The sequence below is a fragment of the Saccharomonospora marina XMU15 genome (assembly GCF_000244955.1).
GTDB lineage: Bacteria > Actinomycetota > Actinomycetes > Mycobacteriales > Pseudonocardiaceae > Saccharomonospora_A > Saccharomonospora_A marina.
This window is the reverse complement of record NZ_CM001439.1, coordinates 5,667,519-5,687,178: the sequence shown is the minus strand read 5'-3', so window position 1 is coordinate 5,687,178 and position 19,660 is coordinate 5,667,519. Positions and strand designations below refer to the sequence as shown.

General features: G+C 68.7%; 17 protein-coding genes. 10 read left to right on the top strand and 7 right to left on the bottom strand.

Going from position 1 to position 19,660, the window contains the following annotated elements:
• Positions 1-989: 989 nt before the first annotated feature.
• Both SACMADRAFT_RS26905 and SACMADRAFT_RS26900 read left to right on the top strand, forming a co-directional pair.
• Entirely contained in the window at positions 990-1,997 is a 1,008-nt protein-coding gene (locus SACMADRAFT_RS26905) for a sigma-70 family RNA polymerase sigma factor (protein WP_009156989.1), read from the top strand.
• A 2-nt stretch (positions 1,998-1,999) separates the two neighbouring features.
• Entirely contained in the window at positions 2,000-2,506 is a 507-nt protein-coding gene (locus SACMADRAFT_RS26900) for a GyrI-like domain-containing protein (RefSeq protein WP_009156988.1), read from the top strand.
• Here SACMADRAFT_RS26900 and dusB read toward each other — a convergent pair.
• The 3 genes from dusB to SACMADRAFT_RS26885 all read right to left on the bottom strand — a co-directional run bounded on the left by dusB (position 2,495) and on the right by SACMADRAFT_RS26885 (position 5,813).
• Positions 2,495-3,634, bottom strand: a complete 1,140-nt coding sequence (gene dusB, locus SACMADRAFT_RS26895) for a tRNA dihydrouridine synthase DusB (protein ID WP_009156987.1) — start codon at positions 3,632-3,634, stop codon at positions 2,495-2,497. The genes SACMADRAFT_RS26900 and dusB overlap by 12 nt on opposite strands.
• 64 nt (positions 3,635-3,698) lie before the next feature.
• The gene (locus SACMADRAFT_RS26890) at positions 3,699-4,286 is read right to left on the bottom strand and encodes a hypothetical protein (RefSeq protein ID WP_009156986.1); all 588 of its coding nucleotides are present in this window, start codon (positions 4,284-4,286) and stop codon (positions 3,699-3,701) included.
• Positions 4,287-4,388: 102 nt separating this feature from the next.
• Complete coding sequence (locus tag SACMADRAFT_RS26885; protein ID WP_009156985.1) at positions 4,389-5,813, bottom strand: MFS transporter; 1,425 nt, start codon at positions 5,811-5,813, stop codon at positions 4,389-4,391.
• A gap of 87 nt (positions 5,814-5,900) precedes the next feature.
• Between SACMADRAFT_RS26885 and SACMADRAFT_RS26880 the strand changes: the two genes are divergently transcribed.
• A complete protein-coding gene (locus tag SACMADRAFT_RS26880; protein WP_009156984.1) occupies positions 5,901-6,287 on the top strand; it encodes a winged helix-turn-helix transcriptional regulator in 387 nt (128 codons plus the stop codon).
• Between the two features lie 6 nt (positions 6,288-6,293).
• Here SACMADRAFT_RS26880 and SACMADRAFT_RS26875 read toward each other — a convergent pair whose 3' ends face one another.
• Positions 6,294-6,881: a superoxide dismutase family protein gene (locus SACMADRAFT_RS26875; protein ID WP_009156983.1), complete on the bottom strand. Its 588-nt coding sequence runs from the start codon at positions 6,879-6,881 to the stop codon at positions 6,294-6,296.
• A gap of 163 nt (positions 6,882-7,044) precedes the next feature.
• Between SACMADRAFT_RS26875 and SACMADRAFT_RS26870 the strand changes: the two genes are divergently transcribed.
• Positions 7,045-7,938, top strand: a complete 894-nt coding sequence (locus SACMADRAFT_RS26870) for a DMT family transporter (protein WP_009156982.1) — start codon at positions 7,045-7,047, stop codon at positions 7,936-7,938.
• The gene (locus SACMADRAFT_RS26865; protein ID WP_009156981.1) at positions 7,935-8,381 is read left to right on the top strand and encodes a DUF6328 family protein; all 447 of its coding nucleotides are present in this window, start codon (positions 7,935-7,937) and stop codon (positions 8,379-8,381) included. The genes SACMADRAFT_RS26870 and SACMADRAFT_RS26865 overlap by 4 nt, the downstream gene beginning before the upstream one ends.
• 35 nt (positions 8,382-8,416) lie before the next feature.
• Here SACMADRAFT_RS26865 and SACMADRAFT_RS26860 read toward each other — a convergent pair whose 3' ends face one another.
• Entirely contained in the window at positions 8,417-9,286 is an 870-nt protein-coding gene (locus tag SACMADRAFT_RS26860; protein WP_009156980.1) for a hypothetical protein, read from the bottom strand.
• A gap of 21 nt (positions 9,287-9,307) precedes the next feature.
• Positions 9,308-9,811, bottom strand: coding sequence for an MmpS family transport accessory protein (locus tag SACMADRAFT_RS26855; RefSeq protein ID WP_009156979.1), 504 nt, complete (start codon positions 9,809-9,811; stop codon positions 9,308-9,310).
• 684 nt (positions 9,812-10,495) lie between these two features.
• On the opposite strand from SACMADRAFT_RS26855, the gene SACMADRAFT_RS26850 reads away from it, so the two are divergent.
• From SACMADRAFT_RS26850 to SACMADRAFT_RS26830, 5 genes are all read left to right on the top strand, one after another.
• Positions 10,496-13,327: a plastocyanin/azurin family copper-binding protein gene (locus SACMADRAFT_RS26850; protein WP_009156978.1), complete on the top strand. Its 2,832-nt coding sequence runs from the start codon at positions 10,496-10,498 to the stop codon at positions 13,325-13,327.
• Between the two features lie 70 nt (positions 13,328-13,397).
• Positions 13,398-14,510, top strand: coding sequence for a multicopper oxidase family protein (locus tag SACMADRAFT_RS26845; RefSeq protein WP_009156977.1), 1,113 nt, complete (start codon positions 13,398-13,400; stop codon positions 14,508-14,510).
• A gap of 78 nt (positions 14,511-14,588) precedes the next feature.
• Positions 14,589-15,305 carry a YcnI family copper-binding membrane protein gene (locus tag SACMADRAFT_RS26840; protein ID WP_009156976.1) on the top strand — a complete coding sequence of 239 codons (717 nt, stop codon included), beginning with the start codon at positions 14,589-14,591 and terminating at the stop codon, positions 15,303-15,305.
• 12 nt (positions 15,306-15,317) lie between these two features.
• Complete coding sequence (locus SACMADRAFT_RS26835; protein WP_009156975.1) at positions 15,318-17,042, top strand: copper resistance CopC/CopD family protein; 1,725 nt, start codon at positions 15,318-15,320, stop codon at positions 17,040-17,042.
• Positions 17,043-17,080: 38 nt separating this feature from the next.
• The gene (locus SACMADRAFT_RS26830; protein WP_009156974.1) at positions 17,081-17,875 is read left to right on the top strand and encodes a helix-turn-helix domain-containing protein; all 795 of its coding nucleotides are present in this window, start codon (positions 17,081-17,083) and stop codon (positions 17,873-17,875) included.
• A 95-nt stretch (positions 17,876-17,970) separates the two neighbouring features.
• Here SACMADRAFT_RS26830 and SACMADRAFT_RS26825 read toward each other — a convergent pair whose 3' ends face one another.
• Positions 17,971-19,539, bottom strand: a complete 1,569-nt coding sequence (locus SACMADRAFT_RS26825; RefSeq protein ID WP_009156973.1) for a glycoside hydrolase family 13 protein — start codon at positions 19,537-19,539, stop codon at positions 17,971-17,973.
• Positions 19,540-19,660: the final 121 nt, after the last annotated feature.

Here is a 19,660-nt window from a genome sequence, read left to right as displayed (position 1 = left end):
GGGTGGTCGGCGCGGTGGCTCCACCGGCGGCTGCCCTGGCCTGGGCAGCGACCTGTGTTGCTCGACGCGCGGCGGTGGCTCCACCCTCGCGAACTCAGGCCGTGACCGCTCGACGAGCGGTGGCTCCATCCGTGGTGGTTCCGGCCGCAGCGGTTCGACACGGTGTGGCGGCTGTGCCTGTTGGGGGGCCTGTTGCGGACGTGGTGGCTCCGGTCGTGCCGGTTCCAGCCGTTGTGGTTCCGCACGAAATTGTTCGGGTCGGGGAGCTTCGGGGCGGGGCGGGGGTTGCCTTCTCGGCGGTGGTGGCGTGGCCTGCGGGCGTGGGGACTGTCGGGGGAACGGTCCCGAACCCATGGGTTCTCGGCTCGGCGCCACCGGTGGAGGCGGGGGATCCTCCCTCGGCCGCGAAGGGGCCTGGCGACGGGGCCGCGCCGGTGGTGCCGCCTGCGCCTCCGCCGCCTTGGGTTCAGGCGGTCTGCCCTGCTGTCTGGGCGGTGCCGGACGCTCGGCGGTCTGGAAACGAGGCCGTTGGCCGGTGTGTCTGGCCACAACCTCGGAGACGCTGATTCCACCCTGTGTGTCGAGCGAGCGCCTGCGCCTTCGCTCGGCGTTCTTGCGATTGAGCTGGGCCTGTGCCCGCCATTTCGCTGCCTGGGGAGTGATACCGGGAGCGTCGTGGTCGTCGGACACGCACTCTCCCTTCACACTCGCCGGTCACGCCACTCGGCGCGCCATCTGCTACTTGATCGCTGCGTGGGCAGCGTTCGTTATCGTACGGATATACGCCGTTCGTGACGATATCGCGGCGACACTTTTTTACGCAGAGTTGTTCCGACACCTGCTCAGGGACACCTGAGTGGTGCCGCAGCCTACCCATCACGGGCATGGACCAACGAGACGGGCACGGAAAGTGTGGTTAACGGCACGCACTGCGACGCCTGACTCTCGACTGGCGGTCGGGTGTGGAAACCGGTGCATCATTGCGGTTCATGGGGACCGGTGGCGGCCTCGAACAGGCCGAGACGTATCGGGTCGAGTTGCGCGGCTACTGCTACCGGATGCTGGGCTGCGGGTTCGAAGCCGAGGACGCGGTGCAGGAGACGATGCTGCGCGCGTGGCGCAACCGGGACGGTTTCGACAGTGATCGAGGCAGCCTCCGTACCTGGCTCTACGCCATCGCCACCAACGTGTGCCTCGACATGCTCCGCGGTGCACGACGCCGGGCACTCGCGATGGATCTCGGCCCTGCGGCCGAGCCCGGAGCGCGGCTGGGGCAGCCGCTGCCGGAACACAGGTGGGTTCAGCCGGTTCCGGACGCCCACGTACTGCCTGCTCACGGCGACCCCGCCGAACTGGCGGCGCTGCGGGCGAGCGTTCGGCTGGCGTTCGTGGCCGCACTGCAGCACCTGCCGCCTCGGCAGCGCGCGGTCCTCATCCTGCGAGACGTGCTGCGCTGGCATGCCGAGGAGGTGTCGGGCCTGCTCGGCTGCACCGTCGCCGCGGTCAACAGCGCACTGCAGCGGGCGCGTTCGACGATGGCGAGTCGGCAAGCCCGCCCGCTTCGTGAGCCCGCGGCCACCGAGGAACGCCAGTTGCTCGCTCGCTACCTCGAGGCGTTCGAGAACTACGACGTGGCGGCACTGACGGCGCTGCTGCACGAGGACGCGACGATGTCGATGCCGCCGTTCACCTGGTGGTTGCGGGGAAGGCAGCACATCCGCCAGGTGTTGCTGGCCGCGGAAGCCGACAAGCCGTGCGAGGGCGCACGGTTGCTCCCCACCGTGGCCAACGGTGCTCCCGCCTTCGCCCAGTACCGCGACGGCGAACCGTTCGCGCTGGTCGTCGTGGACGTTGTCGGCGACCTCATCGGCGCGACCACCACGTATCTGGGCGCCCGGCTGTTCGAGTTGTTCGGCTTGCCGATGAGTTTCCGGGCGCAGGCTCGTATCAGTGGTGTGCCGTTCTCCACGGGCACATCCGATACGACAGGAGGCTGAGTATGAGTGTCGGTATGAGTGTCGAACCCACGGTGCGTGACCGTGCCGAGCAGCCGTACGTCGGTGTGCGGGCGACGATCACGATGACCTCGTTCGCGCGGGTCGCCGACCGCATCCCGGAGATCTTCGCCTGGCTCGGCGAACGCGGCATCGCACCCGCGGGCCCGCCGTTCTTCCGCTACTACCTCATCGATGTCGAACGGGAACTCGAGGTGGAAGCCGGTGTGCCGGTGCGGGCAGCGGTCGAAGGCGGCGACGGGGTGCGCGGCGGCGTGTTGCCCGCGGGCAGGTACGCGACCATCACCCATGTCGGTCATCCGGACAGGCTGTTCGGGACCATCGAAGCGCTGCTGGGCTGGGCAGCGGAGCGGCGCCTGGAGTGGGACATGGAACGCACCGAGCGAGGCGAGCGCTGGGGGTGTCGCCTCGAGTGGTTCAAGACCGACCCGCGCGTTGAGCCCGACCGCGACAAGTGGGAGACCGAGCTGGCGTTTCGGCTAGCCACCTGAGTGCATCAGGTCGGCGCCCTCCGGCACGCGGGGGTCGTCGGGGTCGGCGAGCCAGCCGTGCGGCAACGTCACCTTCCCCGGCGACCCTTGCCTGCCTCGTGGGCCCAGCGCGTCGGTGGGGAACGGGACGTCACTGTCGAGTTGGGCGATCAGCTCGTCCAGTTCGTGCAGCGAGGACACCATGGCGAACCGCCTGCGCAACTCGGAGCCGACCGGGAAGCCCATGAAGTACCAGGCCATGTGCTTGCGCAGGTCGCGCATGGCCTTGCTGTGCCCGTCGTGCTGCACGAGCAGCTCCGCATGCCTGCGCAGCACCCGCGCCACCTCGCCCAGTGTGGGCCCTTCCGGAACGGGCCTGCCGCTGAAGGCGGCCTCGAGTTCGCCGAACAGCCATGGCCTGCCGAGGCAGCCCCTGCCGACGACGACGCCGTCGCAGCCGGTTTCGTCGACCATCCGCAGCGCGTCGTCGGCGCTGAAGATGTCGCCGTTGCCCAGCACCGGGATGGTCTGGACTGCCTCCTTCAGGCGGGCGATGTGGGACCAGTCGGCGTTACCGGAATAGCGCTGCGCGGCGGTGCGGGCGTGCAGCGCCACCGCGGCCGCGCCTTCCGCCTCCGCGATGCGCCCGGCGTCGAGGTAGGTGTGGTGCTCGTCGTCGATGCCGACACGGAACTTGACTGTGAACGGCACCCCCGCCTCGTCGGCTGCCTTCGCCGAGGCGGCGACGATACGGGAGAACAGCTTGCGCTTGTACGGCAGTGCCGCGCCGCCGCCCTTGCGCGTCACCTTCGCGACGGGGCAGCCGAAGTTGGCGTCGATGTGGTCGGCGAGCCCCTCGCCGACGATGATCTTGACGGCTTCGGCCATCGTGGCCGGGTCGACGCCGTAGAGCTGCATCGATCGCGGGTATTCACCCTTGTCGAAGCTCATCATGTGCATCGTGCCGGGGTGGCGTTCCACGACGGCTCGCGCGGTGATCATCTCGCAGACGTAGAGGCCGGCACCGTACTCGCGGCACAGCCTGCGAAACGCGATGTTGGTGATGCCTGCCATGGGCGCCAGCACGACGGGAGGATCGACGGCGTAGCGGCCGATCTTCAGTGCGGGCTTGGTGGCGGGCGCGGTCACTCTCCCATTGTGTCCGATGAGCCGACTGTTCAACGATCGCGCCGGGGGCGAGGGGAGGGCTCGGTCACACCGGGCGCCCGCGGGCGTCTCTCGCCAGTAGCAGCACGAGCGTCAGCACCGCCACACTGCCGATGAGTCCGATGCCGAGCACTTCCAGCCCGACGTCCGGGATGGCGATCTGCTGCCAGGGCGACGCGCTCAGTTCCCACCCGCCGGGCACCGACCGCGCCGCGCCGCCGCCGCTGTGGCCCACGAAGTAGTCGAACAGTTCCCCGCCGTCCCCCCGCCGACGCAGCCGGACACCCATCGACAGCACCGCCATCAGCGACGCGGGTACCGCGATCGCGGCGAGCGCGCCCGCACGGATCGATGCCCGAGGCGACAGCATGGCGGCGATTACGAGGAGCAGGCTCGCCACGAGCAGCATGGTCAGCCACAGGTCAGCATGCCAGGGCAGCTCGACCAGTGGCCTTTCGCCCGGCAGTGCACAGTATTCCCAGGTCAACCGTCCGGAGATGCCCGGATTGCCGAGCCCGTCCTCGCACCCGGCAAGCACGGTCGTCAGCTGCAGGCCCCAGCCGAGGGCGCCCCACAGCAGGCAGGCGGCGGCGATACCTCCCGCGATCCATTGCGACTTCGGCCGGTGGGGCATGCTCCGCACGATGATCCCTTCGAAGGAGGCTCCGTGCGGCTGACGCTCGACGCCGGACCGAGGTTGTTCGCGGCCGCGTCGAACTTGCCTGCCACCGCCGGATCATGATGCGGCGGCGGCGGGTTGCCGAGTACGGCGTCGGAAGCCGCGCAGCATCGTCACCGTGATCAGCAGGGCGAGTAGCACGGTCGCCGCCGCGACGCGATAAACCAGTTGGTATCCGGCCAGCAGCGCGGCGGTCGTTGTCGCGCCGTCCGCCATGAGCCGGTCCGCCCTCGTCGCCGCGAGCACGAGCAGCACCGACAGGCCGAGCGCGGCCCCGAGTTGTTGCGTCGTGTTGAACAGCCCGGATGCCAACCCGGAGTCCTTCGGCTCGGCACCGGACATGCCGAGCGCCAGCAGCGCGGGCATCGCGGCGCCGAAGCCGATGCCCAGCAGCAGCAGCGCGGGTAGCACCTGGGTGGGGTACTCGGCGTCGGCGGGTGCGAGGCCGAGTAGTCCGAGCGCGCTTGAGATCACCACCAGCCCGGCGGGCAACACCCGCCGTTCGCCGAACCGCACGTTCAGCCTGGGTGCCACCGAAAGCGACACGACGGCGATCGCGACCGCCACGGGTGCCACGGCGAAACCGGTGTCCCTCGGGCTGAATCCGAGCACGTTACGCAGGTTCAGCACGGTGACGAACATGAACCCGAACATGCTTGCCACCAGCAGGAACAGCACGGCGTTCGCACCGAGCACCGGCCGGGAGCGCAGCAGCCGGGGCGTCAGCAACGGATCTGCCGCGGTGACCTGCCGGAGCACGAAGGCCGCCAGCAGCAGCAGCGACAGCGCCCCGAAGCCCGCGGTGTGGGCGGACGCCCAGCCGACCTCTTCAACCCGGATGATCGTGTAGATCCCGGCCATCAGAGACGCGGTCACCAGTGCCGCACCCGCGATGTCGGCGCCCTTGTCGAGGCCGAGTCCGGGTTCGGTGGCTAGCAACCGGCAGGCGAGGAGCACGGCGATGATCCCGATCGGCACGTTGAGGAAGAAGATCCAGTGCCAGCTCGCCACCTGCGTGATCAGTCCACCCGCGAGCGTGCCGATGGTGCCGCCTGATGCCTGCACGAAGCTGAACGCGCCGATCGCTCTTGCTCGGTCGGCAGGTTGTGGGAACAGCGTGACGATCATGCCGAGGATGACCGCCGTCAACGCCGCGCCGCCGACGCCCTGCGCGAACCGCGCCACCACAAGCGCCTGCGCGTTCCATGCCAGGCCGCACATCGCGGAGGCGACGGTGAACACCGCGAGACCGGAGAGGAACACTCGTTTGCGCCCCACGAGGTCGCCCAGTCGCCCGCTCAGCAGGAGCAGGCCTGCGAAGGCGATCAGGTAGGCGCCGGTGACCCAGGCCAGGCCCGCCTTGGAAAAGCCGAGGTCACGCTGGATGGCGGGAAGTGAGACGGCCACGATGGTCTCGTCGACGATCGCCATGAGTGCGCCCGTGCAGAGCACGGCCAGCGCGAGCCGGCGGGAGTGAAGCATCACGGTCTCCTGAAAGCCTCTAAGTGCACGACTTGTAACGGAGACCATGATGTGTGACCATCACCTTCCGTGGAAGGAGGCACTTCTATGTCCCGGAGTCACACCGGTGTACCTGCGCAGGTCATCGAGACCGAGGCGTGCCCGGTCACCGAAGTGCTCGACCGCGTCGGCGGCAAGTGGAGCATCGGTGTACTCGTGGCCGCCGCGCACGGTCCGGTGCGGTTCACCGAGTTGGAGCGCGCGATCGCGGGCATCAGCCGCCGGATGCTCACGCTGACGCTGCGCAAGCTGGAACGCGACGGCCTGCTGCGCCGCACGGTTTACCCGACCGTGCCACCCAAAGTCGAGTACGAACTCACCGACATGGCTCGGGAGTTGCGCCAGACCCTGCTCTCGCTCGTCGACTGGGCCGAGCGGCACCGCCCCGACATCGCGCGCGCGAGGGCCCGCTACGACGCCGCCTCGGCCGAGTAGCGCAGCTCAGAAGTTGACGTTGACGCAGGCCAGCCTCGCACCGGCCTCGCCTGCCACTCCCGCACCGGTCGAGGTGTGCCGCTCGTGGATCACGACTGACCTCGGCCTCGGGTCCTGGAACACCCAGTCCACCTCGGACACCGCGCTCGCAAAGCCCTCGCTGTCGGTGGTGAAGTCCAGCCAGATCTCGTTGTCGGGGTTGGCGTAGGCGGGATCGGTCGACGGTGGATTCGGGTCCGGCGCGTTCTGGTAGTGCGGGCCCGCGTCGGCCCCGGTCGGGCCGCACGGGTCGGTGTGCACGTGCGCTCCGTACGCCCGGTTCGGCACGAGACCGGAGACGGCGAGCTTGGTCACCGTTGCGGTCATCGACTGCGAGGCGGACACCACGCCCGCTTCGGCTCCAGGGGGCACGAGCGTCGGGTAGTAGGTCACGGCGGTCGCATCGAGGCTGTACGCCTCGAAGGTGCCCTTGACGATTCTGACCTCGGCGTCGTCGGATTCCGGCGCGGCGATGGCGCCCTGCGCGCCGGTGAGTACGGCCGCCGAGACGGCGGCGGTGGTGAACAGCAGGGTCGGAAGATTTCGGGGTCGCATATGTCGTGCTAACCAGAGTCGGAGACGGTCCGCAACCGGATCACTCTGTGGAGTTATTCCAATGGCTGATACGCGCGGCTGTTCGCCAGGTGGGGCCTCGTAGCCTGAACGCGTGACAACGGCACACCTTGAGGGGTCGGCGCGACCCGACCGGACATGGCTGGTGGCCGTCGCGGCCGCGCTGTGGGGCACGGACGGATTGTTGCGGCTGCCGCTGGCCGACGCGTTGCCCGCCGCGACCGTGGTGTTCGCCGAGCACCTGCTCGTCGTTGCCGTGCTGTTGCCGCTGCTGCCGAGGGCGGTACGCGCCCTGCTCGCGTGTGGACCCCGGGAATGGGTCGCCGTGGTGGTGATCGGTGGCGGCTCTTCGGCGCTGGCGACCGCCCTGTTCACCGCGGCCTTCCAAAGCGGTGATCCGGTGACGCCGCTGGTGCTGCAGAAGCTGCAACCGCTGTTCGCCATGCTTGCGGCCTTCCTGCTGCTCGGTGAGCGGCTGCGCGGCGGCTACCTGCTGTTCGCACTGCCCGCGCTGCTCGGTGCCTGGCTGCTGGCATTCGCCGATCCGCTGGACGTCGAGGTCGCCGCCGCTCGCACCGCGTTACTGGCGCTCGGCGCGGCGGCGCTGTGGGCGGCGGGCACCGTGCTCGCCAGGCTGGTCTCGGCGAGGCTGCGCCCGGCCGAGGTCACCGCGTTGCGGTTCTCGATCGGCCTGCCGTTCGCCGCGATTGTGGTGGCTGTGCAGGGGAACCCGTTCGCGGTGGGTTGGAGCAACGCGATCGGTGTGGCGTTGTTGGCGCTGGTTCCCGGGCTGCTCGCACTGAGCCTGTACTACGTCGGCATGCGGGCGACCCCCGCGGCCCGCGCCACACTGGCCGAGCTGGCCTTCCCGGTGACGGCAGCCCTGGTGAGCGTGACGGTGTTGGGCGCGACTCTTTCGGTCACCCAGTGGATCGGGCTGATCGTGGTGGTCGCCGCCGTCACGGGGTTGGGCTGGCACGAACGAGGAGGGCAAACCGCTGTGGTGGTCGAGCCGCGAAGGGTGGGTGTGTCGCCGTGAACGACACCGATGAGCCACGCCACAAGCGCCTTGCCCGCAACGTGAACGAACTGCTCGGCGAGTTGCGGGTGGCACAGGCCGGTGTGCAGATCCTGTTCGGTTTCCTGCTCGCGGTCGTCTTCACCGGCACGTTCCGGCAGGCCAGCGGGTTCGAGAAGGGCCTGCACCTGGTCACCGTGCTGGTCACCGCCTCGGCCACCGCGCTGCTGACCGCGCCCGCGGTCTGGCACCGGCTGCTGTTCCGTGCGGGCAGGCGCACCGCCATCCTGCGGGTCGGCAACAAGGTGGTCATCGCGGGCTTGGCGTGCCTGGCCGTGGCGGTCACCCTCACCGTGGCGTTGATCGGCAAGGTGGTCTACGGCCCGATCGCCATGATCGTGCTGGGCGGTCTCGTCGGCGTGCTGTTCGCCGTGTTGTGGTTCGTGGTGCCCCGGCTGCTGTGAGTCGGCTGCCGTGAGCGGGCCGCGGCAGCTCCGGTTCACGGACGTGCCCGCAGCACCCAGGTCCTGACCAGCTGCGTGGCCACGAGCGCGAGCAGCAGCACCGCCAGCAGCAGCGGCCGCCGCAGCGGGTCGCTTTCGGCCGGTAGTGCCTGCGCCGAGCCCGCCGCTCGCGGTGAGTTCAGCAGCGAGGCGTCGGCGCCCAGAATCCCGAACTGCGGCACCGAGTTTCCGCCGTAGTTGAACGCGATGCCTTCGGGTGGAATGCCGATCGCGGGAACGTCGAGTCGCGGTGGTTCGTCGGTGATCGAGTACTCCGGCGAGGATTGTGGGGGCGGCACCGCGCCGGGCGGACCCGCGCCCGGCGGCTGCGTGTCCGGAGGTTGTGCGTCCGGCGGCGGTCCCGGCTCCGGTTCCGCGGGTGGCGACGAATCCGGCGGCGGCGCGGGCTTCGGTGTCGTGTCCCGCACGACGAGCGAGCAGGTCAGTTTGAGCACGGAGCGCACGGTCGGAGTCAGCGCGTCGACCACGCCGCCGAGCAGCGGCAGCTCGCTGAGCCTGCCCACGGCGGCGTCGGCGATGTGGGCACCTGAGAACACCGTACCCCCGGTGGGAACGGTCCCGAGTGGAATCGGTGGCAAGGAGTCCCATGTGGACCGGAACGCGGGCACGAGTGTGCCAAGGGGGTCAAGCCCTGCCAGCACGTCCGCGATCGGATCGGTGAGCGCGCCCGGATCCAGCAGCACCCGCTGCCCCGGCGTGCCGCCGACGGTGGTGACGCAACTGTCGGCGATCAGTAGTCCCGGCGCGGCCATCGCAGCCGCGGCGGGTATGCCCGGCAACGACTGGGTACCGAGGACCGCCGACACCGCCAGCGTGACGGCTGCCAGCAAGCGCCGGATACGCATCGACTCCTCCTCGAAAGGCTGTCAGGGGCGGATTACCGAGGAGCACGACACCGCCGAGAACTCGCCGGGTGCGCTCGCCTGGTGCACGACGTTGCCGTCGACGCGGACGGCGCAGGAGATGGAGTCGGCCTCGCCGGTGTTGGAGGCCATGACCTGCACGACTCCCAGCCCGGGTCCCACTTCGAGGGTGAACTCCTTGCTCCATGGCAGTTCCACGTCGGTGAGGGTCTCGGTGGCCGCGATGCCGTCCACGACGAACTTGATCTCCGGGGAGGTGCCCTTACCCGCCACCTCGTAGACGACCTCGTGGGTACTGCTGGGCAGCTGGACGTCTTCCCAGTCCTTCGGTGCTTGCGGCCCTGCCGCGACCTGGATCACGGTCACGGTGCCCGCCGCGAGCACGGCGGAGCCGAGCAGCCACGGCATCCACCACGTGCGCATCACGACACGTCTGGCGATGCCGGGTTTGGGCTGCGGTCGAGGATGCGGGCTCGGTGGCGAATCGACGTCGCGGACCGGTGTCATGGATTCTCACTTTCTTGGCGTTCTCTCAGGTGTCGACAACGCCGCTGTGCGAACCTTGGAATTGAGGCGAAAAGCCGGACAACGACATAGTGACACGTCGCCGTCGAGTTGACCAGAAGGCGCGAAACGGGCTGTGGGAATCAATTGCCTGCCCATTTCACGCCGCCGTAACAACCGCCGGTCGCCAGCGAATGAGCACCCGTTCTTCGGCTGCGGGGAATGTTCGGTCGGACTCCTACCGCAAGCGCTGGGGCCACATCGGGTGGCCAATCAAGTTACCTGCCCCCACGCGCGGACTCGCTGGTGGAACGGCTGAGAGCGGTCGGCGGCGGGTAACTTCAACAGCTGCGGGCGCCGGCCGTGGGCCGGAGCGAACGCCCCGGGATCACTTCCGGAGAACATCTTCGCGGAAGGTCTTGTCACGCGCACTTAACGGTTGAGCGATGCGTAAGACACACATCCTCGCCGTAATGAGTCCACTTGCTTTCCGTGAACACCGACCGACAGCCGAATCGACTACCCCGAACAGTTCACTCTCGCGAGAGCCGGCTGCACCTCGCCGTCGTAGCCTGCCGAGTCCGGGAGGGTTTCGTGCGTTTCCCGTGCGGCCGAGGGCCGCCTTTTTGTGCTGGGCAATTCGCGCAGCACCCGACAGCACAGCAACGACAAGAAGAAGGGAAGCTCATGCGCTCACCGCAGTTGCGGCGCATGTTCTCGTCCGGTAGATACCGGAAATCCCGCTTACGTGCATCACGTGTCCTGGCCGCGACAACGGTGTTCGCGCTCAGTGCCATGGGTGTCGTCTTCGCCGGCCCGGTGGCCTCGGCCGCCACGCACACGGTGGAGCAGCGGAATTTCCAGTTCGTTCCCGGCACGCTGAGCATCGCCACCGGCGACACGGTCACGTGGACCAACAACGAAACCGACGGCTCGGTCCACAGTGTCGTGCAGTCCGGCGGCAGCGAGATCAACTCCCCGGACATCCCACCGGGCGGATCATTCAGCCACACGTTCAACAACCCCGGAGAGTACCGGCTGACCTGCCGGTTTCATCCGGACATGTTCATGACCGTGAGCGTCGGCGGGGGCGGCACACCCCCGCCGACGTCAACTCAACCGACAACGACACCGCCACCGACGTCGTCCACGACGGCACCGCCGAGCACGACGCAGCCACCGTCGAGCTCAACGCAGCCGCCGAGTTCGACGCAATCGCCGACCTCTTCACCGACCGGAACGCAAACCGGCGAGCCGGAGGTTCCGAGCGGACCCGGCGGTGCGCCCATCGGCGTCGGGCCGCTGCCCATCAGTTTCGACCTTACCGACGACAACGGGGCATGGTTCGACACGAATCTCAACCTTTTCGGTACCCGTTCGCTAGCGGTGGCGGAGTTGCCGAGGGTCAATCTGGGCAGCCTGCTCGGTTCGGCGGGGCTGCTGGACCTGAACAACCTGCCGCTGCTCGGTGACGGCGGGCTGCTCGGCGGCTCCCTCGGCAGCGTCCTGAACACCGGGATGCCGCAACTGGAGTCGCTGCTTCCCGCCGATGTCGGCGGGCTCGGCGACCTCGGCGTCGATCCCGCGCAGCTGTTGAATCTCGACAAGCTGCTCGGGGCTGTCAACGAGATCCTGCCGGTGGGAGATCCGCGCATCGGTCAGGTCAACGACCTCGTCGGCCAGTTGCTCGAGCAGCTGTCCGAACTGCCCGCGGACCTTCCGGTCTCACTGGAGGATCTTCCGGTCGGTGTCGAGCTGCAAGGCCTGCTCGAGAACCTGACCACGTGGGCGAGCAACGACATCAGCCTGCCCGTCACGGTGAACTTCAACGTGGCCAAGCCGTCGGCCGAGTCCGCACACACCGCGACGAGCCTGATCTGGCCGGAGGGCGCGAAGGGCTTCCCGTTCGACCAGGGCGGGGCGTGGGTCGGCACGCAGAGCGTGCAACTCACCGAGCCCGGCCTGTACGCGTTCGCCTGCAAGATCCATCCGTACATGCTCGGTGCGGTCGTCGTCGACGACCCGCTCACGCCCGGTCTCGACTTCGGCAAGAAGTTGCGGGTCAACAGCAGGAACCTGAGCGTGCCTTCGAACGCGGACGTGGTGATGCAACTGGTGCAGAAGTTCTTCAACATCACCGCGCCGTCCAACTGGCAGCAGTTCAGCGACACCGAGGAGAAACTCTGGAACCCGAGCTACCCACCGGTGCCGATCCTCACCTACGACGAGGAAGGCAAGCCGCAGCTCATTCCGGTGCTCGACCTGTTCCTAAAGCAGAAGTTCGACACTCCCAAGACCCTGCCCGCCCTTGGCAAGAAGCCCGCGGTTCCCGGGGTCGGCGAGGTCTGGATCGACACGCAGAAGGAGGAGTACGCCGAGAAGTCCAAGGTCGGAAGCGCGACCAAGGTCAATACCGAGACCTGGACGATCGATCGCAAGGTGTCCTTGCCCGGAATCGACATGAACAACCCACACAACATGTGGACCGACAAGGACGAGAAGTACATCTACCAGACCGAGTGGTTCGACGACCAACTCAACGTCATCGACAGAAAGTCGGGTGAGCTCGTCAGGCAGATCGAAGTGGGGCCCGACCCCTCGCACGTGATGACGAGAACGGACACCGACCAGGTGCTCGTCGCCATCAACGGCGGGGCGGCGGTCATGGAACTGTCCCCGGGAGCGACCAGGATCGACCGCAGGCTAGCCACCCAGGAACCGGGATCGAAGATCGCGCATCCGCACGGCTTCTGGACCGCCGGTGACGCCTCGGTGACCATGACGCCGAACGTCAACACCTACAACTCCAGCATCATCGACCTGCAGACCGGGCAACTGCGGCAGGAGCGAACGGGCGAGCTGCCGATCGCCGTAGGGATGGACGCCGAGAACAAGACCGCCTACGTGGCGGACTTCCTTGGTGGAACCGTGTCGTGCATCTCGCTGACAGCGCAGGACATGTGCGACGACGGCGGCACGAAGACCCACTACAAGTCGATCGATTTGTGGGCGAACTACGACCCGGTCAAGGGCGGCACCGGCCCCTTCGGCGGGCTGCCGATCCAGATCCCGGTCGCGCCGGACAACTCGGCGGTCCTCGTGGCGAACACCCTGACGTCGAACATCACGGTGATCGACCCGAAGACCGACGAGACGGTGAAGTACCTGCCCTGTGATGCGGGCTGCCACGGCATCAACTTCGGAGCGAAGAAGGGTGGCGGCTACTACGCCTACGTCGCGAGCAAGTTCAGTAACGCAATGACCATTGTGGACACCGATCCGAACGGTGACGGTGATCCGTCCGACGCCAAGATCGCGGGCAAGTTCGTCCTGGACTCCCAGGAGAACACCCAGACAGACGGCGAGATCACCAAGTTCGACGGGTTCGGGGGAATGGGCGTGCTGCCCATCCCACTCGTCTACAACGGCTGGGTCCAGAACGTGCCGGACAACGCGGTCAACAGCCAGTTGACCTGCCGCCAGCGCAACCCGGTCGACTACGGGAGCAAGTGCTCGTAGCCGTCCAACCGCCACGCCCGGCGCACGGTCGCCGGGCGTGGCCCCCAACTTGTGAAGAGAAAGGAGAATCATGAGTTCTCCCGAACGCTCGCGCGCTGGGCTGAGAGAACTGCTCGCGACGTTTCACGACCGCGGGAGCCGGGTTGTTCGGTTCGTGGCCATCGGTGCGGCTCTCGGGATCGGCGCGGCCGGGATCGGGGTGGCGGTGCCATCCTCGTCCGCGCCGTCACAGGTCGCGGTGGAGGAAGCCGGACTTCCCAAGGCGGCGTCCGAACTGCCTGCCTCCGGGCCCGCGCAGGCCGAAGCACAGCCTGTGCGGACCTCGCAGGCCGAGCAGGACCTCGGTGATGGCACCACGCTGGCCGCGTGGGAGATGAAGGACGGCGTCAAGGAGTTCCATCTCAACGTCGCTCCCATGCAATGGCAGACCAAACCGGGTGGCCGGACGTTCGACGCCATGGCCATCAACGGCCACATTCCCGCACCGACGATCCGGGTGAACGAGGGCGACAAGGTGCGGTTCGTCGTCAAGAACGACATGCCGCAGGACACCTCGATCCACTGGCACGGCATGGTGCTGCCGAACGACCAGGACGGCGTGCCAGGCCTGACTCAGGCTCCGATCGAGCCGGGCCAGACCTACACCTACGAATGGAAGGCCGTCAGTACCGGCACCCACTGGTACCACTCGCACATGCACGGCGACCAGGAAGGCCGAGGCTTGTACGGGTCGCTGGAGATCGTGCCCGCTCTCGGTGACATTCCGGCCGACCGCGACTACCGCATCATCATCGGTGACGGTCCACTCGGGTTCGTTTTCAACGGCAAGAGCTTCCCGGGAACGACGCAGTTGCGGGGCAACGTCGGCGAGCGGATCCGGATCCGGCTGATCGGGACCGGTCCGGAGATGATCCACTCGATTCACCTGCACGGCGGCTACTTCGAGGTCGTGGCTCAGGACGGGCACCGCAAGCCCATCCCGGAACGGATGGACACGCTGAACGTCGGTGTCGGCCAGACCTACGACCTGATCTGGGTTCCGGTCAGGCCAGGAAAGTGGATGATCCACTGCCACATCTTCTCCCATTCCGAGACACCGAACGGAATGGAGGGAATGGTGACGATCGCCAACATCGAGCCTGCGACGGTGAAGTTGCCCTCGATTCCGGGAGTCACCGGCTAGTTCCGCCGGTGCGGTCGCCGGTGGCATCGGCGACCGCACCACCGGCGGCTCGCTTCACAGAACCAGTCAAGGAGTCCCATGTCCCTGAATCGTCGTTTTGGAACCCGTGGCGCGCTGCTCGTGGCAGCCCTCGGCGTGGCAGGTGCCTTTCTGTCTCAACCGGGTGCCGCGGCACACGTTTCCGTCACGCCGGACACCGCGCAGCCGGGTGAGCGCGCCACGGTCGCGTTCCGCGTGCCCAACGAGCGTGACGACAGCTCGACCGTACGGCTGGAGGTCGTGTTCCCCGCCGACAGGCCGCTTGCCTCCGTCTCGCCGCAGTCGGTGCCGGGGTGGAAGATCACCGTGAACAGCGAGCGGCTTGACAGCCCGATCAGCAACGGCCACGGCGGCACGGTGAGTGAGGCCGTGCGCTCCATCGTGTGGGAGGGCGGGCAGATCCCGCCCCACCAGTACCAGGAGTTCCCGGTCCGGCTTGGCCCGTTGCCCGAGCAGGGCAGCACGCTGGTGTTCAAGTCGTTGCAGACCTACTCCGACGGCGAGGTGGTCCGCTGGATCGATCTCGAGGAGCCGGGCGCGCCGGAGCCGGACCGGCCCGCTCCCTCGCTGACCGTCGCTAATCCCCAACCCGCTCACGCGGCCGAGGAGTCCGATGCGGACGCGACCGCGCTCGTGCTCGGCGGCGCGGGACTCGCCACGGGTCTGGCCGCGCTGGCTGGCGTGGTGTTCGGCAGGAGGAAGCCGAACGACGTGCCGCGCGAGAAGTCGCGGCACGAGGAACCCGCGCGGCTGTAACGGGAGTCCGCGGTGCTGAGCAGGCTGGCGAGCGCGATCGTCGCGCTCGGGATCATCGTGGTGACCGCGCTCGCGGCGGCTCCCCCTGCCGTCGCGCACGCGGTGCTGATCGATTCGACGCCGGGGAACTGGGAACTGCTGGCGAACCCGCCGAGACAGGTGACGCTGCGGTTCAGCGAGCCGGTGGACGTCGGACTGGCGCAGGTGCGGCTCATCGGCCCGGACGGTTCGGAGGTGGACGGTGTCTCCACACCGAGGGCGAGCGGGGCCGACGCGGTTTCGGTGACCCTGCCATCGCTGCGCCGGGGCACCCACACCGTGTCCTACCGGGTCGTTTCGGCGGACACACACCCGGTGCGGGGTGCGCTGTCGTTCAGCGTCGGGCAGGTCACCGGCGGCGCCTCCGAGCAGCCGACCGGGCAGAGCGGCGGGGCGGGCACGCAGGCGACGGTGCTGTACGGCGGCACGCGGTGGGTGACCTTCGCCGGTCTCGCGCTGCTGGTGGGCACGGCGTTCTTCGCGGCGGTGTGCTGGCCGGGTGGCGCGGCGAGGACGGGGGTGCGGCGCCTGCTGTGGGTGGGTCTGGCGAGCCTGGGTGTGGCGACGGTCGGCGCGCTGCCCGCGTACACGGCCTACACCGGCGGCTCGCTCGGCTCGACACTGTCCAGCCGAATGGGCGTGCTGCTACTGGTGCGGCTCGGCATGCTGGCCCTGCTCAGCGCAGCGCTGTACTACCTGGGCAGGCGGGCGCCCACCACGGAGTACCCGGCGAGTGCGGCGGCGCGCGCCGGGGCCGTCCTCGCGGTGGGCACCGCGTTGGCGCTCACCGTCAGTCTCGGCAACCACAGTGCGACGGGCGGTCAGGTCGCACTGGCGGTGCCTATGGACACCGTGCACCTGCTCGCGATGGCCGTGTGGCTGGGTGGGTTGGTGGCGCTGCTCGCCGTGTTGCTGCGTTCCGGCGACGTGCTCGGGATGCGCGTGGCGATGCCCCGGTTCTCCCGGCTCGCGCTGGTGTGTGTCGCCGTGTTGACGGCTACCGGTGCCTACCAGGCCTGGCGCCAGGTCGGCAGCCCATCGGCACTGCTGAGTACGACCTACGGTGGCGTGCTGGTGACCAAGATCGGTGTGATCGCGGTGCTGCTGGCCTTCGGGCTGCTGGCAAGGAACTGGGTGCGCGGCCACTACGCGTTCGCCGTGGTCACCATCTCCGACAAGCGCAGGGCCCGCCGGGGCCCTGCCGAACAGGAGATCCGCCGGTTCCGCAGGCTCGTCGCCGTCGAGACCACGTTGGCCGCCGTGGTGCTCGGTGTCACCGCCTCGCTGGTGAGCGTCGAGCCCGCACGAGCGGAACTGGAACGGGTGAGGGCCGCGCCGACCGTGCCGCAACGCACCGGACCGGTGAACGAGATCGTGCCGTTCGACGCGGGAGGTGAGCGAGGCCGCGGCCGGCTTGCCGTCACCGTCACACCGGGTGCCGTCGGCCGCAACGAGGTGCATCTGTCGGTGCTCGACCCCGCGGGCAGGCCGATGGACGTCGAGCAACTGAGCGCCGAGTTGAGCCTTGCCGACGGTTCGGTCGGTCCGCTGCCCGTGGAACTTCGGTACTTCTCGCCGGGCCACTTCATCGCGGCAGCGGCCACTGTCCCGATGCCAGGACAGTGGGAGCTGGCCGTCGCGGTGCGCACGTCCGAAGTGGACCAGGACGTCGTGCGCATCCCGGTCGGTGCCCGCTGACCGCGCGGTGCTTCGCAACGGAAAGGACGACGCCTGCCATGACCGACAAATCACACACACTCGCCGCGGACGCGCGGAGCCTGCACCCGGATGCTCTCGAACGGCTACGCAGGCAGGCGGTCGCCGCTGTCGAGTCGGGAGTCCCACAGTTACACGTGGCTCGCATGCTCGGTATCTCGCGCAAGGCGGTCGGTTCCTGGGTGCGCGCCTACCAGGCGGGTGGCGAGGAAACGTTTCGACCGCGCAAGCGCGGCCGAAGGCCTGGAGAGCAGCTGGCGCTCTCGGCCGGGCAGCAGGCATGGGTGCTCAAGACGGTGACCGGCAGCCCGCCCGACGAGGTGGGCCTGCCCCACCGGCTGTGGACTCGGCGGGCGATCGCGGAGCTCGTCAGCGGCCAGTTCGGCATCACGTTGAGCTCGCCGACCATCGGCCACTACCTCGCGCGGTGGGGTCTGGTGACCGAGCCGAACCTGCTGGCGGGGTTGCGGCGGTCGCGGCTTTCGCAGCTGCCCGGTGGCAGGCTGCCCGCCACCAGGCGAGGCCCCGTGCGCGGCGAGGTGCTCTGGTTCGCGTGGCGCGATGGGGTGTCGCGAACGGACTCCGAGGACCGTCACGTGCTGCTGGCCGTGACCAACCGGGGAGTGCTGCTGTTCCTGGCCGACCGTTCGCCTTTCGACCTCGCCATGTTGGCCGACTTCCACCGGCGGCTGCGCGAGCAGTTGCGGCGCCCGGTTCGCGTGGTGGTCTGCGACTGGCCGGTGGAACGCTTCCCGCTGCTGGCGGCCTGGCTGGGAAGCGAGCCCGAAGTGGTGGTGCGAACCGCAGACCCATGAACTGCGACCAACCCCGCGAGTCCCCCGCTCCTGCCCGCGAGTTCTGCGTTCAGGATCGGGCGGCGGCCCGCCATCAGCGTGATCGCGCGAAGCCGTCAGCGGTCGCCGTCCCTGCTCCACCACACGGCGCTGTCCGGGGGCAGGATGACTTCGCGCTCGTCGCCGCCGAACTCGGACTCCGGACAGCTGGCCAGCAACGACCTGCCCGGTCGTGGCAACGTGACCGCAGCCGAACCGAAGTTCACGGTGCAGGCGAAGCCGGTCCCCCTGGCGAAGGCCAGCACGTCGCGGCCCCGGTCGAGCCACCGCAGTTCGGTGTCGGGTAGGCCGCGCCGAAGCCGCAACGCCATGCGGTACAGCGACAGTGTCGAGGCGGGATCGCCGTCCTGGGCTTCGACCGTCAGCGCCGCCCACTCGCGCGGCTGCGGCAACCACGGCGATGTGCCGAAGCCGAACGGCGGCTCCTTGCCTGACCACGGCAGCGGCACCCGGCAGCCGTCGCGACCGCGGTCGGTGTGGCCGGAACGCTCCCACACCGGGTCGGTGAGCACCTCGTCAGGCAGATCGGTCACCTCGGGCAGCCCGAGTTCCTCCCCCTGGTACAGGTACACCGAGCCGGGCAGGGCCAAGGTGAGCAACGCCGCGGCCCGCGCCCTGCGCAGCCCGGTGGCTCCCCCGCCGTAGCGGGTGACGTGGCGCTCGACGTCGTGATTGGACAACACCCAGGTAGCAGGGGCGCCGACATCGGACACCGCGGCGAGGGAGGTGTCGATGACCTCGCGAAACGCCCGTGCCGACCAGTCGGTGGAGATGTAGTGGAAGTTGAACGCCTGGTGCAGCTCGTCCGGCCTGAGGTAGCGCGCCAGCCGGTCGGGGCTGCGTACCCACGCCTCGGCCACCCCGATCCGCTCACCGGGGTAGGAGTCGAGGATCTTGCGCCACTCCCGGAAGATCTCGTGCACGCCGTCCCTGTCGAAGTACGGCAGTTCACTGCGAACCACCAGCCGGGCCTGGTCGGTGCAGCCCGCGTCGGGCAACCCGTCGGCCTTCACCATGCCGTGTGCGACGTCGATCCGGAAACCGTCGACGCCGCGATCGAGCCAGAACCGCAGGATGTTGTCGAACTCCGCACGCACGTCAGGGTCTTCCCAGTTGAGGTCCGGCTGCGCTGGGTCGAACAGGTGCAGGTACCACTGCCCGTCCGGCACCCGGGTCCAGGCCGACCCGCCGAACATCGACTCCCAGTCGTTGGGTGGTTCGTCGCCGCACCCGTCGCGAAAGATGTAGCGGCGCCTCGCCGCCGAGCCTGCCGGAGAGGCGAGCGCCTCGACGAACCACGGATGCTGTGAGGACGTGTGGTTGGGCACCACGTCGACGATCACCCGTAGCCCGCGAGCGTGCGCGTCGGCGACCAGCGCCTCGGCGTCGGAAAGGTCGCCGAACAGCGGGTCCACGGCGCGGTAGTCGGCGACGTCGTATCCGCCGTCGGCCATCGGGGAGACGTAGAACGGGGTCAGCCACACCGCGTCCACCCCGAGGTCGGCGAGGTAGTCGAGCCGGTCGCGCACGCCAGGCAGGTCACCGACGCCGTCGCCGTTGCCGTCGGCGAAGCTGCGCACGTAGACCTGGTAGATAGCCGCTGTCTGCCACCAGAGGTTGCCCATGGTTTCCCTTCAGCTCCCGGCCGAGTAGTCCCTACCAAGGATGGCCGCGAAGCGCTCAACGAGCAGTGCGCCGCGGCAGCCACGTCGCAGGAGTGGCCGCCGACAAAGGTGCGAAAGCGAC

What these genes read in the sequence shown, in the direction of transcription:
- SACMADRAFT_RS26905 (WP_009156989.1), top strand. Translation starts at nt 990, where the DNA reads ATGGGGACCGGTGGCGGCCTCGAACAGGCCGAGACGTATCGGGTCGAG.
- SACMADRAFT_RS26900 (WP_009156988.1), top strand. Translation starts at nt 2,000, where the DNA reads ATGAGTGTCGGTATGAGTGTCGAACCCACGGTGCGTGACCGTGCCGAG.
- SACMADRAFT_RS26890 (WP_009156986.1), bottom strand. Translation starts at nt 4,286, where the DNA reads ATGCCCCACCGGCCGAAGTCGCAATGGATCGCGGGAGGTATCGCCGCC.
- SACMADRAFT_RS26885 (WP_009156985.1), bottom strand. Translation starts at nt 5,813, where the DNA reads ATGCTTCACTCCCGCCGGCTCGCGCTGGCCGTGCTCTGCACGGGCGCA.
- SACMADRAFT_RS26880 (WP_009156984.1), top strand. Translation starts at nt 5,901, where the DNA reads ATGTCCCGGAGTCACACCGGTGTACCTGCGCAGGTCATCGAGACCGAG.
- SACMADRAFT_RS26875 (WP_009156983.1), bottom strand. Translation starts at nt 6,881, where the DNA reads ATGCGACCCCGAAATCTTCCGACCCTGCTGTTCACCACCGCCGCCGTC.
- SACMADRAFT_RS26860 (WP_009156980.1), bottom strand. Translation starts at nt 9,286, where the DNA reads ATGCGTATCCGGCGCTTGCTGGCAGCCGTCACGCTGGCGGTGTCGGCG.
- SACMADRAFT_RS26855 (WP_009156979.1), bottom strand. Translation starts at nt 9,811, where the DNA reads ATGACACCGGTCCGCGACGTCGATTCGCCACCGAGCCCGCATCCTCGA.
- SACMADRAFT_RS26850 (WP_009156978.1), top strand. Translation starts at nt 10,496, where the DNA reads ATGCGCTCACCGCAGTTGCGGCGCATGTTCTCGTCCGGTAGATACCGG.
- SACMADRAFT_RS26845 (WP_009156977.1), top strand. Translation starts at nt 13,398, where the DNA reads ATGAGTTCTCCCGAACGCTCGCGCGCTGGGCTGAGAGAACTGCTCGCG.
- SACMADRAFT_RS26840 (WP_009156976.1), top strand. Translation starts at nt 14,589, where the DNA reads ATGTCCCTGAATCGTCGTTTTGGAACCCGTGGCGCGCTGCTCGTGGCA.
- SACMADRAFT_RS26830 (WP_009156974.1), top strand. Translation starts at nt 17,081, where the DNA reads ATGACCGACAAATCACACACACTCGCCGCGGACGCGCGGAGCCTGCAC.
- SACMADRAFT_RS26825 (WP_009156973.1), bottom strand. Translation starts at nt 19,539, where the DNA reads ATGGGCAACCTCTGGTGGCAGACAGCGGCTATCTACCAGGTCTACGTG.